Genomic DNA, 20,945 nt, shown 5'->3' with positions numbered 1-20,945 from the left:
AGTGTCTGGATCGACAATGAAGGAAAAGCTTATGGATCCCGCGCGCCTCCGCCTCCTCCGCGAACTCGGCGACCGCGGCAGCGTCGCCGCGGTCGCCGCAGCCATGCACGTCAGCGCCTCGGCCGTGTCGCAGCAGCTCGCCGCGCTGCAGGCCACCATGCCGGTGCCACTCACCGAGAAGCATGGACGCCGGCTCGTCCTCACCGAGGCCGGCGAAGCGCTCGCGGTCGCCGCCGCGCGCGTCGAGGAGGCTCTCGCCGAGGCCAGGGACGCCGTGGACTCCTTCCTCCAACACGAGCAGCGCCCCGTGAGCGTCTCCGCGTTCCACAGCGCGGGGCTGGCGTTCTTCGGACCGCTGCTCGCGAGCGGCCCCATTCCCGGAGCGGATGCGACCGGTCCGGTTCCGCGGCTCCTCCTCGCCGACGCCGACGTCGCGCAGGACCGGTTCGCCGGGCTCACGGCGGATTACGACCTCGTCATCGCCCACCGGCTCCCGCACGAACCGGCGTGGCCGCTCGACCGCCTCGTCGTGACGCCGCTGCTCGTCGAACCCCTCGACATCGCGATGCACGAGGCGCATCCGCTGGCGGCGCGGTCGGAGCTGCGACCGGAGGATCTGCGCGACGAACGCTGGATCTCCACGCACGAGGGCTTCCCGCTCGCCGGCGTCCTCCATCATCTGGGCGCACTGAGCGGCCGGGCGCCGCGCATCGACCACCGCATCAACGAGTTCTCGGTCGCCGCCCAGGTCGTCCGCACGGGGGCGGCGATCGCCGTCATGCCGCGCACCACGGCGGCACCGTTGGCCGTCGACGGCATGGTCCTCCGACCGGTCGCCGGCGCGGTCCTCGTCCGGCACGTCGACGTCCTGGCGAGACCGGAGGCGATGGCGCGGTCCGCGGTCCGGTCAGTGCTCGCCAGCCTCCAGCGCGTGGCCGCAGACGCGACACACTGAGCTCGTATCAGCCCTCCGACGAGACGTCCACCCCCAGCCGCCCGACGCCCGGGAGGCGCAGGGTGGAAGGACAACGACGAAGGAGCATCCATGCGCGCACTCACGTACCAGGGTCGCCGGTCGGTGTCGGTCGAGACCGTCCCGGACCCCGCGATCACCGCCCCCACCGATGCGATCATCCGTGTCACCTCGGCAGCCATCTGCGGCTCCGACCTCCACCTCTACGAACTGTTCGGCCCGTTCCTCGACCGCGGCGACGTCCTCGGCCACGAGACGATGGGCGTCGTGGAGGCGGTGGGCTCCGAGGTCACCCGGGTCGCGGTCGGCGACCGGGTCGTCATCCCCTTCACCATCGCGTGCGGCGAGTGCTTCATGTGTCGCAACGGGCTGCAGTCGCAGTGCGAGACGACCCAGGTGAAGGAGCACGGCAGCGGCGCCTCCCTCTACGGCTACACGAAGCTCTACGGGCAGGTGCCGGGCGGACAGGCCGAGTTCCTGCAGGTGCGGCTCGCCGACGCGAACTGCATCGTCGTCGGTCGCGACCTGCCCGACGAGTCCTACCTCTACCTGAGCGACATCCTCCCGACCGCCTGGCAGGGCGTCGAGTACGCCGAGGTGCCGGACGGCGGCTCGATCACCGTGCTCGGCCTCGGCCCGGTCGGTCAGCTCGCGGCTCGCATCGCCAAGCACCGCGGTCTCGAGGTCTTCGCCGTGGACCCGGTGCCGGAGCGCCGTGCCCTCGCCGAGCGCTACGGCATCCGTGCGCTCGACCTCTCGGACGACGTGGTCGCGGAGCTCCGCGACGCCACCGGCGGACGCGGCCCGGACGGGGTCGTCGACGCCGTCGGCATGGAGGCCCACGGGTCACTGATCGCGGCTGCGGCACAGACGGCCGTCGGCGTGCTGCCCGACGCGATCGCGCGACCGGCCATGGAGCACGCCGGCATCGACCGGCTCGCCGCCCTGCACACCGCGCTCGAGCTCGTCCGCCGTGGTGGCGTCGTGTCCCTGAGCGGCGTCTACGCCGGCGAGGCGGACATCATGCCGATGAAGTCGATGTTCGACAAGCAGGTGTCGCTCCGGATGGGTCAGTGCAACGTCGCCCGCTGGATCCCGACGCTGCTCCCCCTCGTCGAGGACAGCACCGACCCGCTCGGCGTCCTCGACCTCGCCACCCACCGGGTGCCGCTCGCCGAAGCTCCGGCGATGTACGAGACCTTCCAGAAGAAGGAGGACGGCTGCATCAAGGTCGTCCTGAAGCCGTCGGCGTAGCTGCATTTCTCGGCGTGACCTGGCGGCACCGGGACGGCTGCACCAAGGTCGTCCTGAAGCCGTCGGCGTGACCGCCCACAGCACGAAACGACCCGCGCCGATCATTCGGCGCGGGTCGTTTCGTGTCAGGCGCTCAGCAGTGCGTCAGAGCCCGGTCACCAGTCCGTCGGACCGGCGCTCCCCGCCTCGTACTCCTCGAGCGGCGTCTCACCAGCGGCCCAGGCGGTGACGACCGGGGTGACGATGCGCCAGCACTGCTCGGCGATGTCGCCGCGCACCGACAGCAGCGTGTTCTCCTGCAGGAGGCCGGCGAGCACCTGCGCGTAGGCGCTGAGGGTCGCAGCTCCGGGATCGGCCTCGAGCTCGACCCGGCGCAGGCCGTCGACGTCATCGGCTCCGGTCACGATGAGGTCGAGGTGCACCGCACCGCCCTTGAGCGACATGCGGAGGACGGTGTCGGAGTGTCCGTCCGGAGCGTCCAGTCCGGTCGGCGCAGCCGAGCGGCGGAAGTGCACGGCGACCTCGCGGCGCGGGTCACCGATGCCCTTGCCGGAGCGCAGGACGAACGGCACCCCCTGCCAACGCGGGGTGTCGACCTGGAGCAGGAGCTGTGCGAGCGTCTCCGTCTCGCGGGAGGCGTCGACGTCGGGCTCGTCCACATAGGAGGGGAAGAGCCGGTCGCCGACCCGGCCCTCGGTGTAGCGGGCGCGACGGGCGGTGGACGGGTCATCCTTCCACAGTCGCACGGCGCCGAGGACCTCGGCGATGCGGTCGTGGACGTCGGTCGGTGTCACCGCGTCCGGACGCTCCATCGCCGTGAGGGCGAGGACCATCAACAGGTGGCTCTGCAACATGTCGCGCAGAGCGCCGGTCTGGTCGTAGAACGCTGCACGCCCCTCGAGCCCCAGCTCCTCGTCGTAGAGGATCTCCACCTTCTCGATCTGTTCCGCGTTCCAGCCCGCCTCGAGGAGTCGGTTGCCGAAGCGGAGGCCGAGCATCCCGAGGACGGTCGCGTTGCCGAGGAAGTGGTCGATGCGCCACAGACGCTCCTCCGGCACGACCTCGGCGAGCGCCGCGTTGAGCGCCTGGGCGTCGGCGAGGTCGTCGCCGAAGGGCTTCTCGATGGCGATGAGGAGGTCGTCGGGCAGGTCGATCTGCGCGAGCGCCTCGGCGACCTTGCGCCCGGCGGAGGGCGGGAGCGCGATGTAGAGGATCGGCGAGCCGGTGCAGGCGTCGAGCAGTGCACGCAGTTCGTCGGGGTCGGAGGCGTCGGTCGGGATGAACTCCGTCGTCGACACCAGCGCGTCGACGGTCCGGGCGCCGATGCCGGCGTCCTCGAGACTGGCGCGGACGGTCGCACGCCACTCCTCGTTCGACTGCGGCGTGCGGGCGGCACCGATGATCTGCAGCGAGATGTCGCGGGCGGCGTCGACGACCTCGCCGAGGCCGGGGATCAGGAGCCGCTTGGCCAGGTCGCCGTTGGCGCCGAGGATGGCGATGGTGCGCTTCGTCGGTTCCAGCGACTCCGCGTCCGGGATGCCGGGTACGGTGTCGGGATCGGGCTGGGTGGTGGTGTCGGACTGGTCGCTCATGATTCCATCCTGACCGAGCCGCGGCCGATCGTCCTGGGGTTGCGCACGCCCGCGCCCCGGTCACTGAGCCAACTTCGGTCACTGAGCTTGTCGAAGTGCCCCCGAGCACACGTCCACGGCCGCAGAACGACTCCCCGTAGGCTCTTCGACAGGCTCAGGGAACGGGCGCCCCGCTCACCGAGCCGACCTCGGTCACTGAGCCGACCTCGGTGACTGAGCCAACTTCGGTCACTGAGCTTGTCGAAGTGCCCCCGAGCACACGTCCACGGCCACAGAACGACTCCCCGTGGGCCCTTCGACACCTCGACAGGCTCAGTGCGGCGCAGCTCGGGGAACGGGCGCCCCGCTCACCGAGCCTGTCGAGGTGCGCGCCTACTTGTCGTTCTCGGCGAGCCAGGCGTAGGACTCGGCGACGCCGCCGAAGATCTCCTTGCTGTAGCCGTCGAACTCCACGACGCGGGTCGCGTGCGGTGCGGCAGCGAGGATCGCCGGGATGTCGACCTGGCCCTGACCCGCGGGCTGCTGGTTCGCGAACGCCTGGGCGAGCGCGTCGGGCACGACGAGCGCACTCTCGCTGCTCGGCAGCGCGGTGGCGATGTCACCGGAGATGATGCCGTCCTTGATGTGCAGGAACTGCACGCGGTCACCGAGCGAACGGAGGAACGCCGGGGTGTCGGCACCGCCGACCGTCGACCAGAAGGTGTCGATCTCGAGGACGACCTCGGGCGACAGCTGCTCGACGAACAGCTCGAAGATCGGGCGCCCGTCGACGTGGGTCGAGAACTCCCAGTTGTGGTTGTGGTAACCGAACTTCAGGCCGGACGCCGCTCCTTGGACGGCGAGCTCGTTGACGCGCTCGGCGAGACGTGCCGCGTCGTCGGCGGTCTGCCAGCGATCGGTGGGGATGAAGGGGTCGATGACCGTCCCGATCCCGAGCCGCGATGCCGCGTCGAACGCGACCGCCGGGTCGGCGGCGTCGATGACGGGCGCGTGGCCGGACGGGGCCGTGACACCAGCGGCGGCGAAAGCGGTCTCGAACTCGGCAGCGCGCTCGACGAACGCGTATGGCTCGACCTTCGTGAAGCCGATCTCGGCGATGCGGGCGACGGCGCCCTGCAGGTCCTCGGCGATGGCGTCGCGGACGGTGTACAGCTGCACGGACGGTGCGCTCATGGGTACTCCTTCGTAGCTTCGGGCGGGCACCGACGGGCGATCGGATCGGTGACGGACACCGAGCCGGACCGCTTCTGTCGACTCATCGACAAAAGTACCCGAGCCGAGTCTATCGACAGAGACTGGGCGCGCGGGTGGCCGGGCACTCATAGTCTGGAGATTCGACCGACCATCAGCGAGGGGGCACCATGGCAGACCTGAACCGGACGAGGCGGAGATCACCACGCCGCGCGATCGTCATCATCGGCGTCCTCGTGCTGATCGCCGTCGTCCTCTACGCGCTGACCCTGAACCCGAACGTGTTCATCCTGCTCGTCGTCTGCATCGTCATCGTGGTCTCGATCGAGGCGCTGACGAGCAGACCTGACCGGTAGCGATCCGGCCGGTGGCGGGACCGTTACTTCTCGGCGCGCTTCAGCGACTTCTTGACCGCACGCTCGGCGAGGACGGTCACGTAATCCTGGACCGGGCGTTCGGCGAGCGCGCTGACCTCTTCGCGCACGAGCTCGCCGATCCGAGCGGAATCGACCCCCGAGTACTTCTCACTCAGCTTCGCGGTGAGCTGACGGATGATCTCTTCGTGGTCGATCTCAGTTGCCATGGACTCAGTATCAACCCACAGTTGTTGCCTGGGCTGTGAATCGCGACTTCCGTCCGCCGCTGTTCTCCCGCCGGACACCTGGCCGCCGCGATCCGTTCACCCTCCCCATCGGGCACCCGCCGAGGATATTCTGACCGCGATGTCGATTTCCGTGTTCGCCGTTCGACGTCAGAGTGAGGCGGGCGATCAGCGCCCCTGACGACAGGAGAAGACGATGTCGAAGTACATGCTCATCATGCGCAACAGCGGGTCCGTCGAGAAGCTCGAGGACATGGACTTCGAAGCGGTCATCAACGCGATGGGCGCCTACAACGAGTCGATGATCAACGCCGGCGTGATGGTCGGCGGTGACGGTCTCACCGACGCCGCACAGGGCGCCGTCGTCGAGTTCACGACCGAGGCGCCGATCGTCACCGACGGCCCCTACGGCGAACTCCACGAACTCTTCAACGGGTTCTGGACCATCGAGGTCGCCACCCGCGAGGAGGCCATCGAATGGGCCGGCCGTGCGCCGCTCGGCCCCGGCAACAAGATCGAGGTGCGCCGCGTGACCGACGAGACGGACTTCGCCGACCATGCCGACAACGAGTACCTCCAGAAGGAGCAGGAGTGGCGGGCGCAGGAGCGCGTGGCGAAGCCGGCGGCCGACCCGGCCTGAGCACGACCGAGGCGAGACGGACATGACCGACGCCGACATGACCGAGACCGACGCGGCGGACGGCGACGAGGCCGCCCGCCGCGTGGTCGACAGCGTCTGGCGGATCGAGAGCGCGCAGATCGTCGCCACCCTCACGAAGCTGACCGGCGACCTCGGTCTGGCGGAGGATCTCGCCCAGGAGGCACTGCTGGAGGCCCTCGAGCAGTGGCCGCGCGACGGCGTGCCACGCAACCCGGGTGCGTGGCTGACAATGGTGGCGAAGCGTCGCGCGATCGACGGGTGGCGACGTCGGGCAGCCCTCGATGAGCGGTACCGCTCGCTCGCCCGGGATCTTGAGCAGGCGAGCGACCTCGACTGGGAGCCGATCGGGGACGACGTGCTGCGGCTCGTCTTCACCGCCTGCCACCCGGCGCTCTCGCGGGAGTCGCAGGTGGCGCTGACGCTGCGGGTCGTCAGCGGCCTCACCACCCAGGAGATCGCCCGGATGCTCCTCGTCCCGGTGCCGACGGTGCAGGCGAGGATCACCCGTGCGAAGAAGACGCTCGCCGCGGCGAACGTCCACTTCGAGGCGCCGGACCCGGCCGAGTGGCCCCGGCGCCTGTCGGCCGTCCTCGGCGTCGTCTACCTGCTCTTCACCGAGGGGTACGCGGCGACGAGCGGACCGACCTGGATCCGCGCCGACCTCGCGAACGAGGCCCTGCGGCTGGGCCGACGCCTCGTCGCGCTCGTCCCCCGCGAGCCGGAGGCGCACGCGCTCGTCGCCCTCATGGAGTTCCAGGCCTCACGCTTCGCCGCCCGCGTCGCGCCCGACGGCTCCGCGATCCTGCTCGCCGACCAGCACCGCGAGCGTTGGGACCGGGCGCAGATCGTCCGAGGGACGGCGGCGCTCAGCCGCGCCGACGCCCTCGGACGGGGACGCGGCGCTTACGCGCTCCAGGCGGCCATCGCGCAGTGCCACTCGGTCGCTCCGAGCGTGGAGGCGACGGACTGGGAGCAGATCGTGATCCTCTACGAGGCGCTCGGACGGATCGCCCCGAACCCGGTCGTCGAACTCAACCGCGCGATCGCGGTGTCGATGGCGACCGGCCCGGCGACGGCGCTCCGCATCGTCGACGGTCTCGCCGACGATGCGTCGCTCCGGGGGTCGCACCTCATCCCGAGCGTCCGCGGCGAACTGCTCGCACGGCTGGGGCGCATCGAGGAGGCGCGCTCGGAACTCCTGACCGCCGCGCACCTCGCAGCGAACGACCGTGAGCGCGACGTCCTGCTGCGGAAGGCCGCCGAACTGCCGCAGTGAACCGCGTCTCCTGCGACCTCAGCGCCCGGACGACACCTGCGCCGGACGATCGAAGCGCTGCCCTTCGGGCTTCGACGGAAGCAGCACGAGGACCAGGATGATGACGCTTCCGATCGAGGGGACGAGTGTGAAGAAGTAGTACGGGCCGGGGAAGCCTGCATCGTGCAGGCGCCGCCAGGTGATCGCCAGGCTCGGCACGATGAGGGCGAACCACACCACCAACAGCAGGATCACGCCGAGGATGAGGAGCACACGCATGCCGAACTCCATGGGCCCAGGCTCCGCGAAGTCATAGCCACCCCCGGACAGGTCTTCTTCCTGCGCAGCCGTCGCTGCTGCGACGCCGGTCATGATGGCACCGACCATGACGAGCAGCGTCGGGATGAGGATCAGGATCGTCGTGAGCAGCGAACTCCACCAGTACTCGCTGAGCGACGCGCGCCCCGAGAAGTTCGCGTACTGCTTGAAGAACCGCTTGGTGGCCTGGCGGAACGTGGCCCCGTAGAGCGGCAGGGTCAGGTCGTCCGGCGAGCTGGCACCCCGGGGCTGGGGCGCGATGTACTGCGGCTGACTGTACGGTGCCTGGCCGTACTGCGGATGGCCGTAGGGTGCTTGGCCGTACTGCGGCTGCCCGTACGGTTGCCCGTAGGGCGCCTGGCCGGACTGTGGCTGGCCGCCCTGCGGCTGGCCGGAGGGGACCTCGGGGTTCGGAGGATACGTCATGGCTGCTTCCGGATCGCTGGTCGACAGGACACCAGTATGACGCGCTCCGCCCTCACGCCCGGGCGATCGGGATCCAGACACGCATCGTGGACGGCCCGCGCTCGGCCCACGAATGGTACGGCGCGATGCTCGCGGTGAAGGTCTCATCGGGTCCCGACCCGGCGAACGCATCGCCGTACGGCCAGGCGGTGTCGGCGAGACTCAGGGTACGCAGCTCGATCGACAGCCGACCGTCCGCGTCCTCGACGGGCACGACACCCTCCCCCACCTCGATACGCGCGATCGCCTCGTCACCGCCCGGGAGGTCCACCGACTCGACGCAGTAGACCTCGGGTCCGCGCTCGATCGCGACGCTGCCACGGATGGCGTCCACGCGGGGATCCGGCAGGGTGACCCGCGGACGGACGCTGAACGCGAGCTCCAGGACGTCGCCGGGGACGAAGGACCGCTCGACGTCGGCGTAGCCCGGGGTGACGGCGCGATCGGTGGGCTCCCCGTCGACGGGTCGGACGGTCACCACCGCGTCATCAGCCCACGACGGCACGCGGAGCGAGACGGTCACCGGTCCACTCGGCGCCTCCACGATCCGCATGGTGACGACACCGGAGCGCGGGTAGTCGGTCACGAGCTCGGCCCGGAACCGCCCGCCATGCTCGCCGCCGATGACCGTGTCGATCGTCGCCGATGCGAACTGATGGATCTGCACGCCGCGGTCGTCGCTCGTGGCGACGAACGCCGCCAGGCTCGCGAGTGTCCGGGCCACGTTCGGTGGACAGCAGGAGACGTCGAACCAGGGCGCACGCTCGGAGGACGACGCTCGGGGCGACACCTCGTCGTCCGGGCTCGACTCCCCCGGCGTCCGCTGGTGCAGCGTGTTGGCGTAGAAGAACGCGGTGCCGGCGGCCGACGGCGAGGTCGCGACGACGTTGTACAACACCCGCTCGATGTGGTCCGCGTACCGGACGTCGCGGTCCTCGAGGAGGAGCCGCCAGCTGAACATGATGGAGGCGATGCCGGCGCAGGTCTCGGAGTACGCGCGATCGGACGGCAACTCGAAGTCCTCACCGAACGCCTCGTCCTGGTGGTGCGAGCCCTGCCCGCCGGTGAGGTAGGTGCGGCGCGCGATCGTCCGGTCCCACTGGCCGCGGAGGGCGTCGAGCAAGCCGGCGTCACTCTGCTCGACCGCGACGTCGGTGGCGCCGGCCGCGAGGTAGTTCGCGCGGACCGCATGGCCCCGCAGCGCCTCGGCGTCGCGGATCGGGAGGTCGTCCTGGAAGTAGGCACGGCCCCACTCGATGTCCTGGAGCACGCCGGTGCCGCGACGCTCGACGAACAACGACGCGAGTTCGAGATAGCGCGGCTCGCCCGTCACCCGCGACAGCTCCGCGAGCCCCACCTCGACCTCGGCGTGCCCGCACACGGACTGGATGCCGTCGGTGCCGAAGACCTCGCAGATGAGGTCGGCGGCCCGCGTAGCGATCCCGAGGAGCCCGTCGTCGGAGCCAGGGCTCGTCCGCTCCCGGGCGACGGCCGCCTGGAAGAGGTGGCCGAGGCAGTACAGCTCGTGCCCCCACTCGAGATCCGACCAGCGCTCACCCTGACCCGGGCGACCGAAGCGGGTGTTCAGATAGCCGTCCGCCTCCTGTGCGGCGGCGACCCGGTCGACGATCGCGCGGAACCGCGACTCGAGCGCTTCGTCACCGCCGAGCCGTCCGAGCTCCCACGCGACGGCCTCGAGGTACTTGTAGACCTCGGAGTCGGCGAACTCGCGTCCGCGGCGACCCTCGGGAAGCGTGCCGGCGGCGGCGAGGTCGAAGTTGCGGAGCCAGCCCTCCCGCTCGAGCCAGTGTTCGACGTGCGGCAGCGTCGCCGTGCCGTTGACCCGCTGGCGGTCGGCCCAGAAGCCGTCGGTGATGCGCACCTCGTCGAGGCCGAGCGGTGTGAGCGCGCCGGTGGTGGGGACGACCGGGGCTGCGACGGTCACCGACGGAGTGGACGTCGTGGGCGTGGTGCTGGTGGTGGTGCTCATGGTTACCCCTTGAAGGCGCCGGACATGAAGCCGCGCACGTAGTGACGTTGGAGGATGAGGAAGAGGAGGATGCACGGCAACGCGAGGACGACGACGCCGGCTTCGGTCGCGCCGTAGTCCACGACGCCCTGGACCTGGCCGCGCAGGTTGGAGACGGCGAGCGGCAGGGTCATCTTCGCGGAGTCGTTGATGAGGATCAGCGGCGCCATGAAGTCGTTCCAGGCGGCGAGGAACGCGAACAGTCCCACGGTGATGAGGCCGGGCTTGACCGCCGGGACGAGCACCTTCCAGAGCACGGTCCAGGAGTTGCAGCCGTCGACCATCGCCGCCTCATCGAGCTCCTTCGGGATCGACTCGAAGGCGATGCGCATCATGAAGGTCGAGAACGGCAGCTGGAACATGGTGAGCACGAGTGCCACCCCGACGAGCGAGTTGGAGAGACCGACCAGGTTGAGCAGCACGTAGAGCGGGATGAGCAACGTGGCGTACGGGACCATGAGGATCGCGATGGTCGCGAGGAACAGGGCGTTCTTACCGCGGAACTGGAACCGCGCGAAGGCGTAGCCGCCGAACAACGAGATCACGAGCGTCAGGACCACGGTCAGCAGCGAGACGAACGCCGAGTTGCCGATGTACTGCAGGATGCCGTCCTGGTAGCCGGCGAGGGTGATGTAGTTGCCGAGCCCCCAGCCCTCGGTCTGGTTCGTGCCGGCGAGCGGGGAGACCGATCGCACGGCCGTCCACACGAGCGGGTAGAGGAAGATCACGGCGAGCGCCGCCGTGAAGATCCAGAACGGCATCCGGATGGCGATACCGAAGAAGTTCGTCGGTTTCCCGTCGCGTCCGCGGCCGCGATTGCGTCCGTGACCACGGACGTCGGGCATCGTCGAGGTGACGGTGGCCGGTTCCTTTCGGGTGATGGTCATGCTCAGTCCTCGACCTTCTTGCTGAACGCGCGGATCTGCACGATGTTGATGACGATGAGCGCGGCGAGCACGATGACCGACAGCGCACCGGCGACGCCGAGGTTGTTCGGGCCCTGGAACGCCACGTTGTAGATGAGCTGGACGACGGTGATGGTGCTGTTGTCCGGCCCGCCCTTGGTGAGGATGTAGAACTGCTCGAACGCGAGGAGTGAGCCGGTGACGCACATCACCGTCGTCAGCGCGAGCGTCGGCTTCAGCAGCGGGACCGTGATGTCGCGGAAGGTCTGCCAGCGTGATGCACCGTCGATGCGCGCCGCCTCGTAGACCTCCTCCGGGATGCCCTGCAGGCCCACGAGCATGAGCAGCATGTAGAAGCCGGCGAAGCGCCAGACGATGAGGAACACCGTCGACCAGAGCGCCGCGTCCGGGGTCCCGAGGAAGGTGAAGCCCATGGTCTTCGTGAGGTCGGCGAACGGCCCCGCGATCGGCGAGTAGAGGACGTAGAAGAGGAGCGACGCCGAGGCGAGGCCGAGGGCGCTCGGGATGAGGAAGGCGGTGCGGAGGAAGCCCTTCCATCGGCTGGACTCCTGGACGAGGAGCGCGAGGCCGAGCCCGAGGCCGATGAGCAGGACGGTCGCGATGACGGTGTACTTCAGCGTGAAGACCACCGAGTCGAGGAAGAAGCGGTTGTCGATCGCCTTCGGGAAGTTCTCGGGGAAGTTCACACCCTGGTTGCCGCCGAGGAGCGGCCAGTCGGACCCCGCCATCTGGAAGACGAGCCCGAGCGGGACGAGGAAGAGGAGGATGACGAAGACGGCGGTCGGGAGCGCGAACAGCCAGCCGGTGCGGGCCTGCGCGGCGCGGCGCTTCCTGGCACCGACCGAGTCCGTCGGGCCTCGTCTGGCGAGGGTGGTACTCATGGGTGGGACCTTTCGAACGGGTGGGCGCCGGTGCGCCGTCGCGATGGGGGGATCACGGTGGCGCACCGGCGGTCGGACTACTGCGAGAGCACGTCCGTGATGGCGTCGTTGTCGGCGTCGACGGAGTCGGTGCCCTCGAGGACCGCGTTGCGCACGAGCGTCAGCCAGGGGCTGGTCGGCGAGTTGAAGGCCTCCTGGAAGTTCAGCGAGTACGGGGTGTCACCCTTCGAGGCGACCTCGTTGATCGTGACGAGGCGCGGGTCCTTGCTCGAGTACTCGTTCTCCGCGAGGTCGGAGCGGGAGACTACGTCGTTATCCTTCGCGAGGACACCGACCTGTGCGTCCTCGGACATCAGCCAGCTGAGGAAGTTCCACGACTGTGCGGCCTTCTTGCTGTCCTTCGAGACGCCGATCCCGTCGCCACCGACGAAGGTCGAGTCGCCGCCCTTCGGGCCGGGGATGCCGGACACGCCCACGTCGAAGGGAGTGGAGGAGAGGAGCGTCGCCGGGTACGGCATGACGCCGACCTTGCCCTCGGTGAAGCCGGCGGTCCAGGTGGGTCCGGCCTCGTCCTTCGAGGACGGGAGCACGGCGCCCGACTTCCAGAGGTCGGCCCAGGTGCTGTAGACCTCCTTGGCGCCGTCCTCAGCGAGGAGCGACTCGGTGCCCTCCTTGTTCATGACCTGCTCGCCGTCGGCCCACACACTGGGGAACCAGGTGAAGACGAGGCAACCGCCGCAGTTGAGGCCGGTCGCGGTGCCGTAGGTGTCGGGCTTGTTCAGGGCCTGGACGGCCTTCGCGTCCTCGGCGAAGTCGGCCAGCGTGGTCGGGCCCTGCTCGGGGTCGAGCCCGGCCTCCTTGTAGAGCTCCTTGTTCCAGAAGAGCATCGACAGGTCGAGCACGAACGGAAGCACGTGCTCCTTGCCGTCCGCGGTGCCGGCGGCCAGGTGACCCTTGTTGATCTCGTCCTTGAAGTCGAGGCCGTCGATGTTCGCGGTGAGGTCCTGGAAGAGGCCCTGCTCGACCCAGTTCGGGACGTACACGATGTCGGCGGCGAACAGGTCGGGGAGGCTGTCGGAACCGGCAGCCGCACCCACCTTCGCGACGTAGTCGTCGTTCGGGACGACGGTGAGCTTGACCTGGTTCTCGTGCGAGGCGTTGTAGGCCTCGACGAGGAGCTTCGCCTGCTTCTCGAGTGGGGCGCGGGTCCAGAGCGTGAGCTCGGAGCCGTCGTCGACGCCCTCGGGCCCGGCACTGGCGAGCGGGGAACTGCCGCCGCCCCCGGAGGAACAGGCGGCGAGGCCGACGAGGAGGGCGCTGGCGGCCAACACCCCTCCGACCCGCTGCATCCGTCTGGTGTGCGTGCTGCGCATGGTGACTCCTCTGACTCATCGTTGAGCGGACCGGTCGGGTCCGGCGGTGCATGGGAGGTTTTCGAAACTGTCGAAACGCCTTTCGGTAAAGCTAGCCTGGGATCGGTGTAGCGTCAAGAGCGAAGTCCGGTAACGTTTCGGAAACGAAGAGGGGGAGCAATGCCAGACAGTGACGTCAGTGCGTCGGCAACCGGTACCCCCGGCCGAGCGGCGACCTTGGGCGACGTCGCGCGCATCGCAGGCGTCTCGATGGCCACCGCCTCGAAGGCCATCAACGGACGGAGCGAGGTCGCCCCGAAGACCCGGCAGCGGGTGCTCGACGCCGCGAAGGAAGTCGCCTTCACGCCCAACGAACTCGCGAGGAGCCTGATCAACGGGCGCACCGGCACCGTCGGTCTCCTGACGAGCGACCTCGAGGGCCGCTTCGTGATCCCCATCCTCATGGGCGCCGAGGACGCGTTCGGAGCCGGGCAGGTCAACGTGTTCCTGTGCGACGCCCGCGGGGACGCCATCCGCGAGCAGCATCACTTGAACGCCCTCCTCACCCGACGGGTCGACGGCATCATCGTCGTGGGCCGCACGACGGACCCACGCCCCTCGCTCGGCCACAAACTGCCCGTCCCGGTCGTCTACGCCTACGCGCCGTCCGACGACCCGACCGACGTGTCGATCACCCCCGACAACCGCGACGGCGGCCGCCTCGCCGTCGAGCACCTGATCGCCTGCGGGCGTTCCCGGATCGCGATGATCACGGGTGAGCCGCAGTATGCGGCGGCCAGGGATCGCGTGACGGGCGTGCAGAACGCCCTCGCCGCGGCGGGCCTGGACCTCGTCGGCACGCCGATGTTCTCGGAGTGGACCGAGCACTGGGGTCGCGATGCGGCGGCGATGCTGCTCGCACAGCACCCGGAGATCGACGGCATCGTGGCCGGTTCCGACCAGATCGCCCGCGGCGTGCTCGACACCGTCCGCGACCTCGGGCGCGACGTCCCGAGCGACGTCGCGGTCGTCAGCTTCGACAACTGGGAGATCCTGGCCACCAACTCGCGCCCGGAGCTGTCGTCGATCGACGCCAACCTGCAACAGCTCGGCCGACTCGCCGCCACCCGCATCTTCGAGGCGATCGAGGGCACGGACGTCGTACCGGGCGTCGAGTACCTGCCGGGCCGCCTCGTCCTCCGCGGTTCCACGATCCCGAGGCGCTGAGGTCCGGTCGGACGCAGACCGTCACCGCGCGGGTGATGCGACAGCCGTCGGACATCGCTACGGTCGAGCCATGGACAGCTCAACCGTCATCATGATCGTGGTCCTCGCCGCCGTTGCAGTCATCGTCTTCACGATCACCGTGCAGGCCAGACGACGTTCCGGCGGGACGAAGCATCGCGGGGGTACGACCTCTGACTCCGGCATGCCGTTCATCGTTGATGGCGACGGTCACCATGGAGGCGGCCACCACGGCGGAAGCGACTCCGGCGGTTGGGACGGTGGTGGCGGCGGCGACTCCGGCGGCGGAGGAGACGGGGGCGGTGGGGGCGGCGGCGACTGACCGGTCCGCCCGGGCCGCGTGAGCCGTCAGCGACGCCGCTGCTGCTTCGGGCGACGCTTCGGTTTCGGACGCGGCTTCCGCTTCGGTGGCGGGACCACCGCGCCAGAGCCGGCCGAGTCGCCTTCTCTACCCGTCAAGCGCCTGCGCGAGACGTCGATTCCCCCGGCCGGCCCGCCGATCCACATCGGGACATCGCCCTGCCAGCCTGCGACGAAGAACAACACCCCACCGACGACCAGTCCGCCCACCCCGCTTGCCTGCCAGATCGCCTCGTCGTAGATCACGGGCCACACAGCCTGACCGTCGAAGAGCAGATGGAACCCGTTGTTCACGACGACGACGAGCAGCGTCAGCCACCCGACACCGAACACCGTGCCGGCCACCCACCCCCATGAGGCGATCGCCAACCCGCCCAAGACGGCGGCCGCAGCGACGGGTACGCCGAACGCCACGAACAGGACGATCGCGACCCAGGACTCGGCACTGTCGCCGCCGATGGCGGCCAAGACGATCGCGACGACGACGAGCAGCACCACGGAGGCGATGAGCGCGCCAGTCCACGTCGTGATGCGCCGTCGACTCATCCGGTACGGGTTGGTGGTGGACGACTCCCGGTTCGGCATGGCTCCATCCTCGACCATCAGAGACCCCGACGTCAGCCGGACGACGAGCGCGGCGTCACGATAGCCTCCCTGCATGGGGGAATCACAACGACACACGACCCGTTCCCGAGCCTGGCTGACCCTGTCCTGGTGCGCATCAGTCTTGGCCGCGGCGTTCCTGGGGGCAGGCGTCGTGAGCATCTCGACCTACGCGTCGTTCCTCGACTTCCCGCAGGACGATCCCGGCTGGATCAGCCACCACGACTGGCTCGCCTCCACCGGGACGGCTGCACTGATCATCGGCGCCGCGCTCGCGGTCTGCAGCGTGGTGGCATTCATCCTGTGGCAGGTCGGGCTCCCGGAGCAGCCGGTCGGTCAGGGCGGTCGATCCTCCGCGGAACACCGCTGACCGACCGCGCCGCCATCGCCGTAGCGGGTGGTGGTGAGCGGCGGACCACGGCCGTCGTCGGTCGACATCGGCCCGATCGGTGTCGACACCATCACGCGCCGATTGAGACACTGGGCAGGTGTACTCCGAGCGTGTCCTCCTCTCCGGCGACGCGCTGTGGCGCTCGGAAGACAGCGCTGGCGGGGCGGTCGTCCCGGCCGACGGCTGCGTCGACCTGATCCTCCGCGACGGCCGGGTCGAGGTGGCCGGACCGTCCACACGGTGGCTGGCCACCGGTCCCGACGGGGTCGCCGGGTCGTTCGGCTTCAGGATGCAGCCGGGGCGGGCCAGGCTCCTGCTCGGCCTCGATCTCGCAGCGATCGCGGACCAGCTCGTACCGCTCGACGACGTCACCGATCGGCGGACCGCGGCACGGCTGCGCGAGGCGATGATCCCGCTCGAAGCCGGACCCGCCCCGATCGGCACGCTCGCGGCGTTCTCGGCCCAGCTTGCCGAAGCGAGTCGCTGGTCGGACGCCGTCCGCCGAGCGGCGTTCGAGGCGACGCCGGCGCGTGACGTCGCCGCGACGATGAGCGGCTCCGAACGGTCCTTCCGGCGGCGGATGCTCGCCACCTTCGGATACGGCTACGCCACGCTCGTGCGCCTCGATCGCGCACATCGAGCTCGATCATCACTCCGCTCGGGCTCGTCGATCGCCGACGTCGCCGCATCGGTGGGCTATGCCGACCAACCCCACCTCTCCCGCGAGTTCAGGCGCCTCGTCGGCTCGAGCCCCGCTCAGTTCGCGGCGAGCGCGGCGTAGAGGTCGACCGAGTTCCCGTCCGGGTCGAGGAGGGTCGCGTACCGCTGCCCCCACACGGCGTCCCAGGGCTCGACGTGCCCGGCGTATCCGGCATCGACGAGCGTGGCGAAGGTGGCGTCGACGGCAGCCGGACTCCCCTGGTCGAAAGCGAGGGCGATCCGGTGGCCGCCGGACGCCGGAACGAAGGTCGGGTCGAAACCGCGGATCGTCTCGACGGTGTCCCATGCGAGCGCCACCCCTCCGTCCAGGAGTGCATCCACGTGGGGAGCGTCGTCCTGACCGGGCTCGATGGGCACGCCCAAGGCTCGGTAGAAGGCGAGCGAGGCCGCCATGTCGTTCGTCACGATGCCGATGAAGCCGAGTCTCAGTGTCATGGTCTCACCGTACGACCGGGCGACGACGGGGTCGTGAACAGAACGGCCACGCTGCGCGCGCAACCGGTTCCCTGTCTGCTCGGTCAGCGACCCGCGAGGTCGCCGAGTCGGGCGCGCATCGCGCGGAGCACGTCGACGAGGAGCACGTCGTCCGGTCCGGCGAGCCACTGCTCGAGGGAGGCGTCGAAGAGTGCCGAACCGATGGACGCGGCGAGCGCCGCGTCGGCTGACGTGACACCACTCTCCATGAGGGCATCGCGCATCGCGTCGATGAGGACCGCCGACTTCAACCGTTCCCGCTCGCGCAGCTGCGGTTCCGACCGGATGACAGCATGGCGGGCGGCGATGTCGTCCCGCCAGCGCTGCAGCTCACCGGCGGCCACGGTCTCGAGGCCGGACATCACCAGGGCGAGCGGGTCGAGCCCTGCTGGCGCCGCGGCGACCAGCCGTCCCACCACCGTCGGGAGCTCGCGCTCGCGGAGGAAGAGCACGTCGCGCTTGTCGGCGAAGTGACGGAAGAACGTGCGGGTGGTGAGCCCGGCGGCCTCGGCGATCTCCGGGACCGTCGTCGCCGCGAAGCCCCGGTCGGCGAACAGCGCCATCGCAGCGCCCTCGAGTCGGAGAGCGGCGTCGGGTGCCCATCGTGCCATGCGATCAGGATAACCGATGACACGTCGTGTCGTCGGGTGTACAGTGATGACACACCGTGTCATCATCGCCACGCCAATCCGCAACACCCTTGGAGACCTCATGCCGACGAACACCGCAGCCTGGCTGCCAGCACCCCGAGCGGACTTCGTCGTCGGTCCGGCCGCGATGCACGAACCCGGCCCTGGCGAACTCCTCATCCGGAACCGAGCGGTCGCGGTGAACCCGCTCGACGACGTCAAGCAGCAGACCGGGAACCTCATGTACCGGTGGCTGCCAGTGCCCGCCGTGCTCGGTGAGGATGTCGCGGGCGAGGTCGTGGCCGTCGGGCCGGGTGTCCGTCGGTTCGCAGTCGGCGACCGCGTCGTGGCGTACGCGGTCGGCATGGAGCGCGGTCGGCGCCATGACGCCGAGGGCGGGTTCCAGCAGTTCACCGTCGTGCGGGCGGACCTCGCTGCCCCGATCCCGGACGGTCTGCGAGACGAGGACGCCGTCGTCCTGCCGCTCGGGATCTCCACGGCCGCGACCGCTCTCTTCCAACGCGACCACCTCGCGCTCCCCCACCCCTCGGAGCACCCCACCCCCACCGGGACGACCGTCGTCGTCTGGGGCGGTGCCACGAGCGTCGGCAGCAACGCCATCCAGCTCGCGGCCGCCTCCGGCCACCGGGTCGCGACCACCGCCTCGCCGCACAACCACGACCGGATGCGCGAGCTCGGTGCCGACATCGTGCTCGACTACCGCAGCCCGACCGTCGTGGCGGATCTGGTCACCGCCCTCCGCGGCTCCTCGGTCGTCGGCGTCCTCGCCGTCGGGACCGGCTCCGCAGAACCAGCCGTCGCCGTCGCCACCGCCACCGGGGCACGCCGCGTCGCACTCGCGAGCCCGTCGGTGTCGTTCGGGTCGCTGCCGCGTCGGGCCGGCCCGAGTCTGACGTTCGTCCGCACCATGACCCGGCTCGTGGCGGCCAACGTCGCGCTGCAGATCCGTGCCCGTCGGGCGGGGATCTCCGCGCGGTACGTGTGGGGCAGCTCACTCATGACCAACGAGGTCGGGCCGATGCTGTGGGAGGACTACCTGCCGGGCGCGCTCGCCGGCGGACGACACGTCTGCGCGCCAGCCCCCGAGGTGGTCGGCGAAGGCCTCGAAGCGATCCAGCCGGCCCTCGACCGACTCCACGGCGGCGTCTCGGCCCGCAAGCTCGTCGTGCGGTTGTGAGGCGCGGGACTCACACCTCCCAGACCGAGCGATAGCTCCGCTCGGCGAGGAGCCCGGACAGCTCAGTGCGTACGCTCATCCTCGTGGCGAGACCGCGTCTCACACCTCCCAGACCGAGCGGTAGCTCCGCTCGGAGAGGAGCGTCGACAGCTCCGCATGCACGCTCATCGTCTTGGCGAGCCGCTCGCCGCGGTCCGCCTTCAGCACCTCGGGACGCTCCCAGTCCCGCTCCGACAGGTAGGCCGTGTACGGGTTGATGACGCACTTGAAGTCCAGCATGAGCGACTGCCCGAGCGTGGCGGTCGCCATGTAGCTGTGCGGCAGGCCGGCAGCGCAGACGAAGGTCACGACCTTGTCGAACCAGGCGGCGACCCTGCCGTCCTCACCGGTCGCGCCGGTCGCCTCGATGAGCGACTTCACCGACGCGGCCGGCGCCCAGTTGTAGATCGGGAAGGCGAGGACGACGCCGTCCGCAGCAGTGATCGACGCATGCAGGCGACGGAACGCAGGGCTCTCGAAGACCCGGTCGTTGTCGAACGGCGGCAGTTCCATCTCGGCCAGATCGATGACGGACGAGTCATGGCCGTGCTCGCGCAACAGCTCGCTGCTCGCCGAAGCGAGGGTCCGGCTCCGACTCGCCGGATCGAGGCTGCAGGAGATCACGGGCAGGTTCAATGCGGCCATCCCTCTACGCTAACCCGCCTGCCCACGCTCCGAGCGCGGCGGGTGTGCGAGGGTGGAGCATGCTCTCCCCGCAGTCCCTCAGTGAAGCCGACCGCCGTCTCGTCGCCTCGTGGGCCGCCGATTGCGCCGAGCGGGTACTGCCGCTGTTCGAAGCGGAGGCCCCGGACGACGATCGTCCACGTGACGCGATCGCCCGCGCGCGGGCATACGCGAGTGACGAGCTCGACACCGCCGGGGAGATCCGCCGCCGCTTCGTCGCCAACCGGGCCTCGCAGGTGGTGTCCTCACCCGCCGCCAAAGCCGCCGCGTGGTCGGCCGGGCAAGCAGCAGGTGTCGCGCACATGGGCGCTCACGCGCTCGGCGCCGCCGCCTACGCGGCGAAGGCCGCCGAGCTGCATCAGGCCGGAGCCGGCACGGCCGAGATCGCCTGGCAGCTCGAGCACCTGAGCGACCCGGCCCGCACGGCACTGCGCCTCCTGCCGGCACTCGGCACCGATCCGTCAGGGCCGCTCGGTTCCGGACTGCTGGCCTCGGGGGTGCTCGGCGACAACATCCGTGCGATCCAGAACGGCTTGCGTCGCCGCCCGGACGTCACCGCGCTCGAACTCGTCGGCGGCCCTGAGCCGGTCCGGGTCGAGCTGCACGACGCCGACCCGGAGTGGCCCGAACGGTACCGGGAGCACCGGCAGCGGATCATCGACGCCCTCGGAACGAGCGCGGGCGGGTCCAGTGCCGTCGCGATCGAGCACATCGGCTCGACCTCGGTGCCCGGACTCGCGGCGAAGCCGATCGTCGACATCGTGGTCGCCGTGGAGGACATCACGGCGGAGGAGGACTACCTCGCCCCCCTGCTGGCCGCCGGCTACGTGCTGCGCGTCCGTGAGCCCCGCCATCGGATGGTGCGGACGCCGGAGCGCGACGTCCACGTGCACCTTTACGAGCAGGGCGCACCGGAGATCGACGAGTACCTCCTCCTCCGCGACCACCTGCGTTCCGACGCCGACGACCGCGCGTTGTACGAGCGCACCAAGCGGGAGCTGCTCGGGAGGTCCTGGGACGACATGAACGACTACGCCGATGCGAAGACCGAGGTCATCCTCGCGATCAAGGCGCGAGCGCGGGCCGCCCTGAGCCGCTGAGTCG

The 20,945-nt window shown here is 69.9% G+C and carries 23 protein-coding genes; 11 read left to right on the top strand and 12 right to left on the bottom strand.

The window, feature by feature from the left end; translation table 11 throughout:
* Positions 1–31: 31 nt before the first annotated feature.
* Positions 32–955 (top strand): LysR family transcriptional regulator, encoded by a 924-nt coding sequence (locus GV015_RS04560; protein ID WP_159876891.1) that lies wholly within the window; start codon positions 32–34, stop codon positions 953–955.
* A 90-nt stretch (positions 956–1,045) separates the two neighbouring features.
* A complete protein-coding gene (locus GV015_RS04555; RefSeq protein WP_159876888.1) occupies positions 1,046–2,227 on the top strand; it encodes an alcohol dehydrogenase catalytic domain-containing protein in 1,182 nt (393 codons plus the stop codon).
* A gap of 155 nt (positions 2,228–2,382) precedes the next feature.
* Here GV015_RS04555 and GV015_RS04550 read toward each other — a convergent pair whose 3' ends face one another.
* Both GV015_RS04550 and GV015_RS04545 read right to left on the bottom strand, forming a co-directional pair.
* Positions 2,383–3,819: a glucose-6-phosphate dehydrogenase gene (locus GV015_RS04550; protein ID WP_159876886.1), complete on the bottom strand. Its 1,437-nt coding sequence runs from the start codon at positions 3,817–3,819 to the stop codon at positions 2,383–2,385.
* Positions 3,820–4,191: 372 nt separating this feature from the next.
* Positions 4,192–4,992: a sugar phosphate isomerase/epimerase gene (locus tag GV015_RS04545; protein ID WP_159876884.1), complete on the bottom strand. Its 801-nt coding sequence runs from the start codon at positions 4,990–4,992 to the stop codon at positions 4,192–4,194.
* Positions 4,993–5,180: 188 nt separating this feature from the next.
* On the opposite strand from GV015_RS04545, the gene GV015_RS04540 reads away from it, so the two are divergent.
* On the top strand, positions 5,181–5,366 hold the full coding sequence (locus tag GV015_RS04540; RefSeq protein WP_079704550.1) for a hypothetical protein: 186 nt from the start codon (positions 5,181–5,183) through the stop codon (positions 5,364–5,366).
* Positions 5,367–5,389: 23 nt separating this feature from the next.
* Here GV015_RS04540 and GV015_RS04535 read toward each other — a convergent pair whose 3' ends face one another.
* Positions 5,390–5,593, bottom strand: a complete 204-nt coding sequence (locus GV015_RS04535; protein ID WP_079704549.1) for a three-helix bundle dimerization domain-containing protein — start codon at positions 5,591–5,593, stop codon at positions 5,390–5,392.
* Between the two features lie 214 nt (positions 5,594–5,807).
* Between GV015_RS04535 and GV015_RS04530 the strand changes: the two genes are divergently transcribed.
* Positions 5,808–6,251: a YciI family protein gene (locus GV015_RS04530; RefSeq protein ID WP_079704548.1), complete on the top strand. Its 444-nt coding sequence runs from the start codon at positions 5,808–5,810 to the stop codon at positions 6,249–6,251.
* A 37-nt stretch (positions 6,252–6,288) separates the two neighbouring features.
* Positions 6,289–7,548: an RNA polymerase sigma factor gene (locus tag GV015_RS04525; protein WP_159880104.1), complete on the top strand. Its 1,260-nt coding sequence runs from the start codon at positions 6,289–6,291 to the stop codon at positions 7,546–7,548.
* An 18-nt stretch (positions 7,549–7,566) separates the two neighbouring features.
* Here GV015_RS04525 and GV015_RS04520 read toward each other — a convergent pair whose 3' ends face one another.
* The 5 genes from GV015_RS04520 to GV015_RS04500 all read right to left on the bottom strand — a co-directional run bounded on the left by GV015_RS04520 (position 7,567) and on the right by GV015_RS04500 (position 13,519).
* A complete protein-coding gene (locus GV015_RS04520; protein WP_159876882.1) occupies positions 7,567–8,271 on the bottom strand; it encodes a DUF805 domain-containing protein in 705 nt (234 codons plus the stop codon).
* 52 nt (positions 8,272–8,323) lie between these two features.
* Positions 8,324–10,300, bottom strand: a complete 1,977-nt coding sequence (locus tag GV015_RS04515) for a glycoside hydrolase family 127 protein (protein WP_159876880.1) — start codon at positions 10,298–10,300, stop codon at positions 8,324–8,326.
* Positions 10,301–10,302: 2 nt separating this feature from the next.
* Positions 10,303–11,226: a carbohydrate ABC transporter permease gene (locus GV015_RS04510; RefSeq protein WP_341864845.1), complete on the bottom strand. Its 924-nt coding sequence runs from the start codon at positions 11,224–11,226 to the stop codon at positions 10,303–10,305.
* A gap of 2 nt (positions 11,227–11,228) precedes the next feature.
* Positions 11,229–12,146, bottom strand: coding sequence for a carbohydrate ABC transporter permease (locus GV015_RS04505; protein ID WP_159876878.1), 918 nt, complete (start codon positions 12,144–12,146; stop codon positions 11,229–11,231).
* A gap of 77 nt (positions 12,147–12,223) precedes the next feature.
* Entirely contained in the window at positions 12,224–13,519 is a 1,296-nt protein-coding gene (locus tag GV015_RS04500) for a sugar ABC transporter substrate-binding protein (RefSeq protein ID WP_159876876.1), read from the bottom strand.
* Positions 13,520–13,678: 159 nt separating this feature from the next.
* On the opposite strand from GV015_RS04500, the gene GV015_RS04495 reads away from it, so the two are divergent.
* Positions 13,679–14,725, top strand: a complete 1,047-nt coding sequence (locus GV015_RS04495; RefSeq protein ID WP_159876874.1) for a LacI family DNA-binding transcriptional regulator — start codon at positions 13,679–13,681, stop codon at positions 14,723–14,725.
* A 70-nt stretch (positions 14,726–14,795) separates the two neighbouring features.
* The gene (locus GV015_RS04490; RefSeq protein WP_159876872.1) at positions 14,796–15,065 is read left to right on the top strand and encodes a hypothetical protein; all 270 of its coding nucleotides are present in this window, start codon (positions 14,796–14,798) and stop codon (positions 15,063–15,065) included.
* Between the two features lie 26 nt (positions 15,066–15,091).
* On the opposite strand, the gene GV015_RS04485 is transcribed toward GV015_RS04490, so the two are convergent.
* Positions 15,092–15,688 carry a hypothetical protein gene (locus GV015_RS04485; protein ID WP_159876870.1) on the bottom strand — a complete coding sequence of 199 codons (597 nt, stop codon included), beginning with the start codon at positions 15,686–15,688 and terminating at the stop codon, positions 15,092–15,094.
* 73 nt (positions 15,689–15,761) lie between these two features.
* Between GV015_RS04485 and GV015_RS04480 the strand changes: the two genes are divergently transcribed.
* On the top strand, positions 15,762–16,076 hold the full coding sequence (locus tag GV015_RS04480) for a hypothetical protein (RefSeq protein WP_159876868.1): 315 nt from the start codon (positions 15,762–15,764) through the stop codon (positions 16,074–16,076).
* A 118-nt stretch (positions 16,077–16,194) separates the two neighbouring features.
* Positions 16,195–16,878 (top strand): helix-turn-helix transcriptional regulator, encoded by a 684-nt coding sequence (locus GV015_RS04475; RefSeq protein WP_159876866.1) that lies wholly within the window; start codon positions 16,195–16,197, stop codon positions 16,876–16,878.
* Here the strand turns inward: GV015_RS04475 and GV015_RS04470 are convergent.
* Together GV015_RS04470 and GV015_RS04465 are read right to left on the bottom strand one after the other, a co-directional pair.
* Positions 16,854–17,252, bottom strand: coding sequence for a VOC family protein (locus tag GV015_RS04470; protein WP_085511268.1), 399 nt, complete (start codon positions 17,250–17,252; stop codon positions 16,854–16,856). The genes GV015_RS04475 and GV015_RS04470 overlap by 25 nt on opposite strands.
* Positions 17,253–17,335: 83 nt before the next feature.
* Positions 17,336–17,902 carry a TetR family transcriptional regulator gene (locus tag GV015_RS04465; RefSeq protein ID WP_159876864.1) on the bottom strand — a complete coding sequence of 189 codons (567 nt, stop codon included), beginning with the start codon at positions 17,900–17,902 and terminating at the stop codon, positions 17,336–17,338.
* 100 nt (positions 17,903–18,002) lie between these two features.
* Between GV015_RS04465 and GV015_RS04460 the strand changes: the two genes are divergently transcribed.
* Entirely contained in the window at positions 18,003–19,118 is a 1,116-nt protein-coding gene (locus GV015_RS04460; protein ID WP_159876862.1) for a zinc-binding alcohol dehydrogenase family protein, read from the top strand.
* A gap of 99 nt (positions 19,119–19,217) precedes the next feature.
* Here the strand turns inward: GV015_RS04460 and GV015_RS04455 are convergent, their stop codons facing one another.
* Positions 19,218–19,802 (bottom strand): NADPH-dependent FMN reductase, encoded by a 585-nt coding sequence (locus tag GV015_RS04455; protein ID WP_159876860.1) that lies wholly within the window; start codon positions 19,800–19,802, stop codon positions 19,218–19,220.
* Positions 19,803–19,861: 59 nt separating this feature from the next.
* Between GV015_RS04455 and GV015_RS19295 the strand changes: the two genes are divergently transcribed.
* The gene (locus GV015_RS19295) at positions 19,862–20,941 is read left to right on the top strand and encodes a GrpB family protein (RefSeq protein WP_371416535.1); all 1,080 of its coding nucleotides are present in this window, start codon (positions 19,862–19,864) and stop codon (positions 20,939–20,941) included.
* Positions 20,942–20,945 lie beyond the last annotated feature (4 nt).

It is taken from the genome of Plantibacter sp. T3 (assembly GCF_902506515.1).
Taxonomy (GTDB): Bacteria; Actinomycetota; Actinomycetes; order Actinomycetales; family Microbacteriaceae; genus Plantibacter; species Plantibacter auratus.
Note: the sequence above shows the minus strand (reverse complement) of the source record. Positions and strands in the feature narration are given on the sequence as shown.

Coding starts and splice junctions, on each gene's coding strand:
- GV015_RS04560 (WP_159876891.1), top strand. CDS start 32: ATGGATCCCGCGCGCCTCCGCCTCCTCCGCGAACTCGGCGACCGCGGC.
- GV015_RS04555 (WP_159876888.1), top strand. CDS start 1,046: ATGCGCGCACTCACGTACCAGGGTCGCCGGTCGGTGTCGGTCGAGACC.
- GV015_RS04550 (WP_159876886.1), bottom strand. CDS start 3,819: ATGAGCGACCAGTCCGACACCACCACCCAGCCCGATCCCGACACCGTA.
- GV015_RS04545 (WP_159876884.1), bottom strand. CDS start 4,992: ATGAGCGCACCGTCCGTGCAGCTGTACACCGTCCGCGACGCCATCGCC.
- GV015_RS04540 (WP_079704550.1), top strand. CDS start 5,181: ATGGCAGACCTGAACCGGACGAGGCGGAGATCACCACGCCGCGCGATC.
- GV015_RS04535 (WP_079704549.1), bottom strand. CDS start 5,593: ATGGCAACTGAGATCGACCACGAAGAGATCATCCGTCAGCTCACCGCG.
- GV015_RS04530 (WP_079704548.1), top strand. CDS start 5,808: ATGTCGAAGTACATGCTCATCATGCGCAACAGCGGGTCCGTCGAGAAG.
- GV015_RS04525 (WP_159880104.1), top strand. CDS start 6,289: ATGACCGAGACCGACGCGGCGGACGGCGACGAGGCCGCCCGCCGCGTG.
- GV015_RS04520 (WP_159876882.1), bottom strand. CDS start 8,271: ATGACGTATCCTCCGAACCCCGAGGTCCCCTCCGGCCAGCCGCAGGGC.
- GV015_RS04515 (WP_159876880.1), bottom strand. CDS start 10,300: ATGAGCACCACCACCAGCACCACGCCCACGACGTCCACTCCGTCGGTG.
- GV015_RS04510 (WP_341864845.1), bottom strand. CDS start 11,226: ATGACCATCACCCGAAAGGAACCGGCCACCGTCACCTCGACGATGCCC.
- GV015_RS04505 (WP_159876878.1), bottom strand. CDS start 12,146: ATGAGTACCACCCTCGCCAGACGAGGCCCGACGGACTCGGTCGGTGCC.
- GV015_RS04500 (WP_159876876.1), bottom strand. CDS start 13,519: ATGCGCAGCACGCACACCAGACGGATGCAGCGGGTCGGAGGGGTGTTG.
- GV015_RS04495 (WP_159876874.1), top strand. CDS start 13,679: ATGCCAGACAGTGACGTCAGTGCGTCGGCAACCGGTACCCCCGGCCGA.
- GV015_RS04490 (WP_159876872.1), top strand. CDS start 14,796: ATGGACAGCTCAACCGTCATCATGATCGTGGTCCTCGCCGCCGTTGCA.
- GV015_RS04485 (WP_159876870.1), bottom strand. CDS start 15,688: ATGCCGAACCGGGAGTCGTCCACCACCAACCCGTACCGGATGAGTCGA.
- GV015_RS04480 (WP_159876868.1), top strand. CDS start 15,762: ATGGGGGAATCACAACGACACACGACCCGTTCCCGAGCCTGGCTGACC.
- GV015_RS04470 (WP_085511268.1), bottom strand. CDS start 17,252: ATGACACTGAGACTCGGCTTCATCGGCATCGTGACGAACGACATGGCG.
- GV015_RS04465 (WP_159876864.1), bottom strand. CDS start 17,902: ATGGCACGATGGGCACCCGACGCCGCTCTCCGACTCGAGGGCGCTGCG.
- GV015_RS04460 (WP_159876862.1), top strand. CDS start 18,003: ATGCCGACGAACACCGCAGCCTGGCTGCCAGCACCCCGAGCGGACTTC.
- GV015_RS04455 (WP_159876860.1), bottom strand. CDS start 19,802: ATGGCCGCATTGAACCTGCCCGTGATCTCCTGCAGCCTCGATCCGGCG.
- GV015_RS19295 (WP_371416535.1), top strand. CDS start 19,862: ATGCTCTCCCCGCAGTCCCTCAGTGAAGCCGACCGCCGTCTCGTCGCC.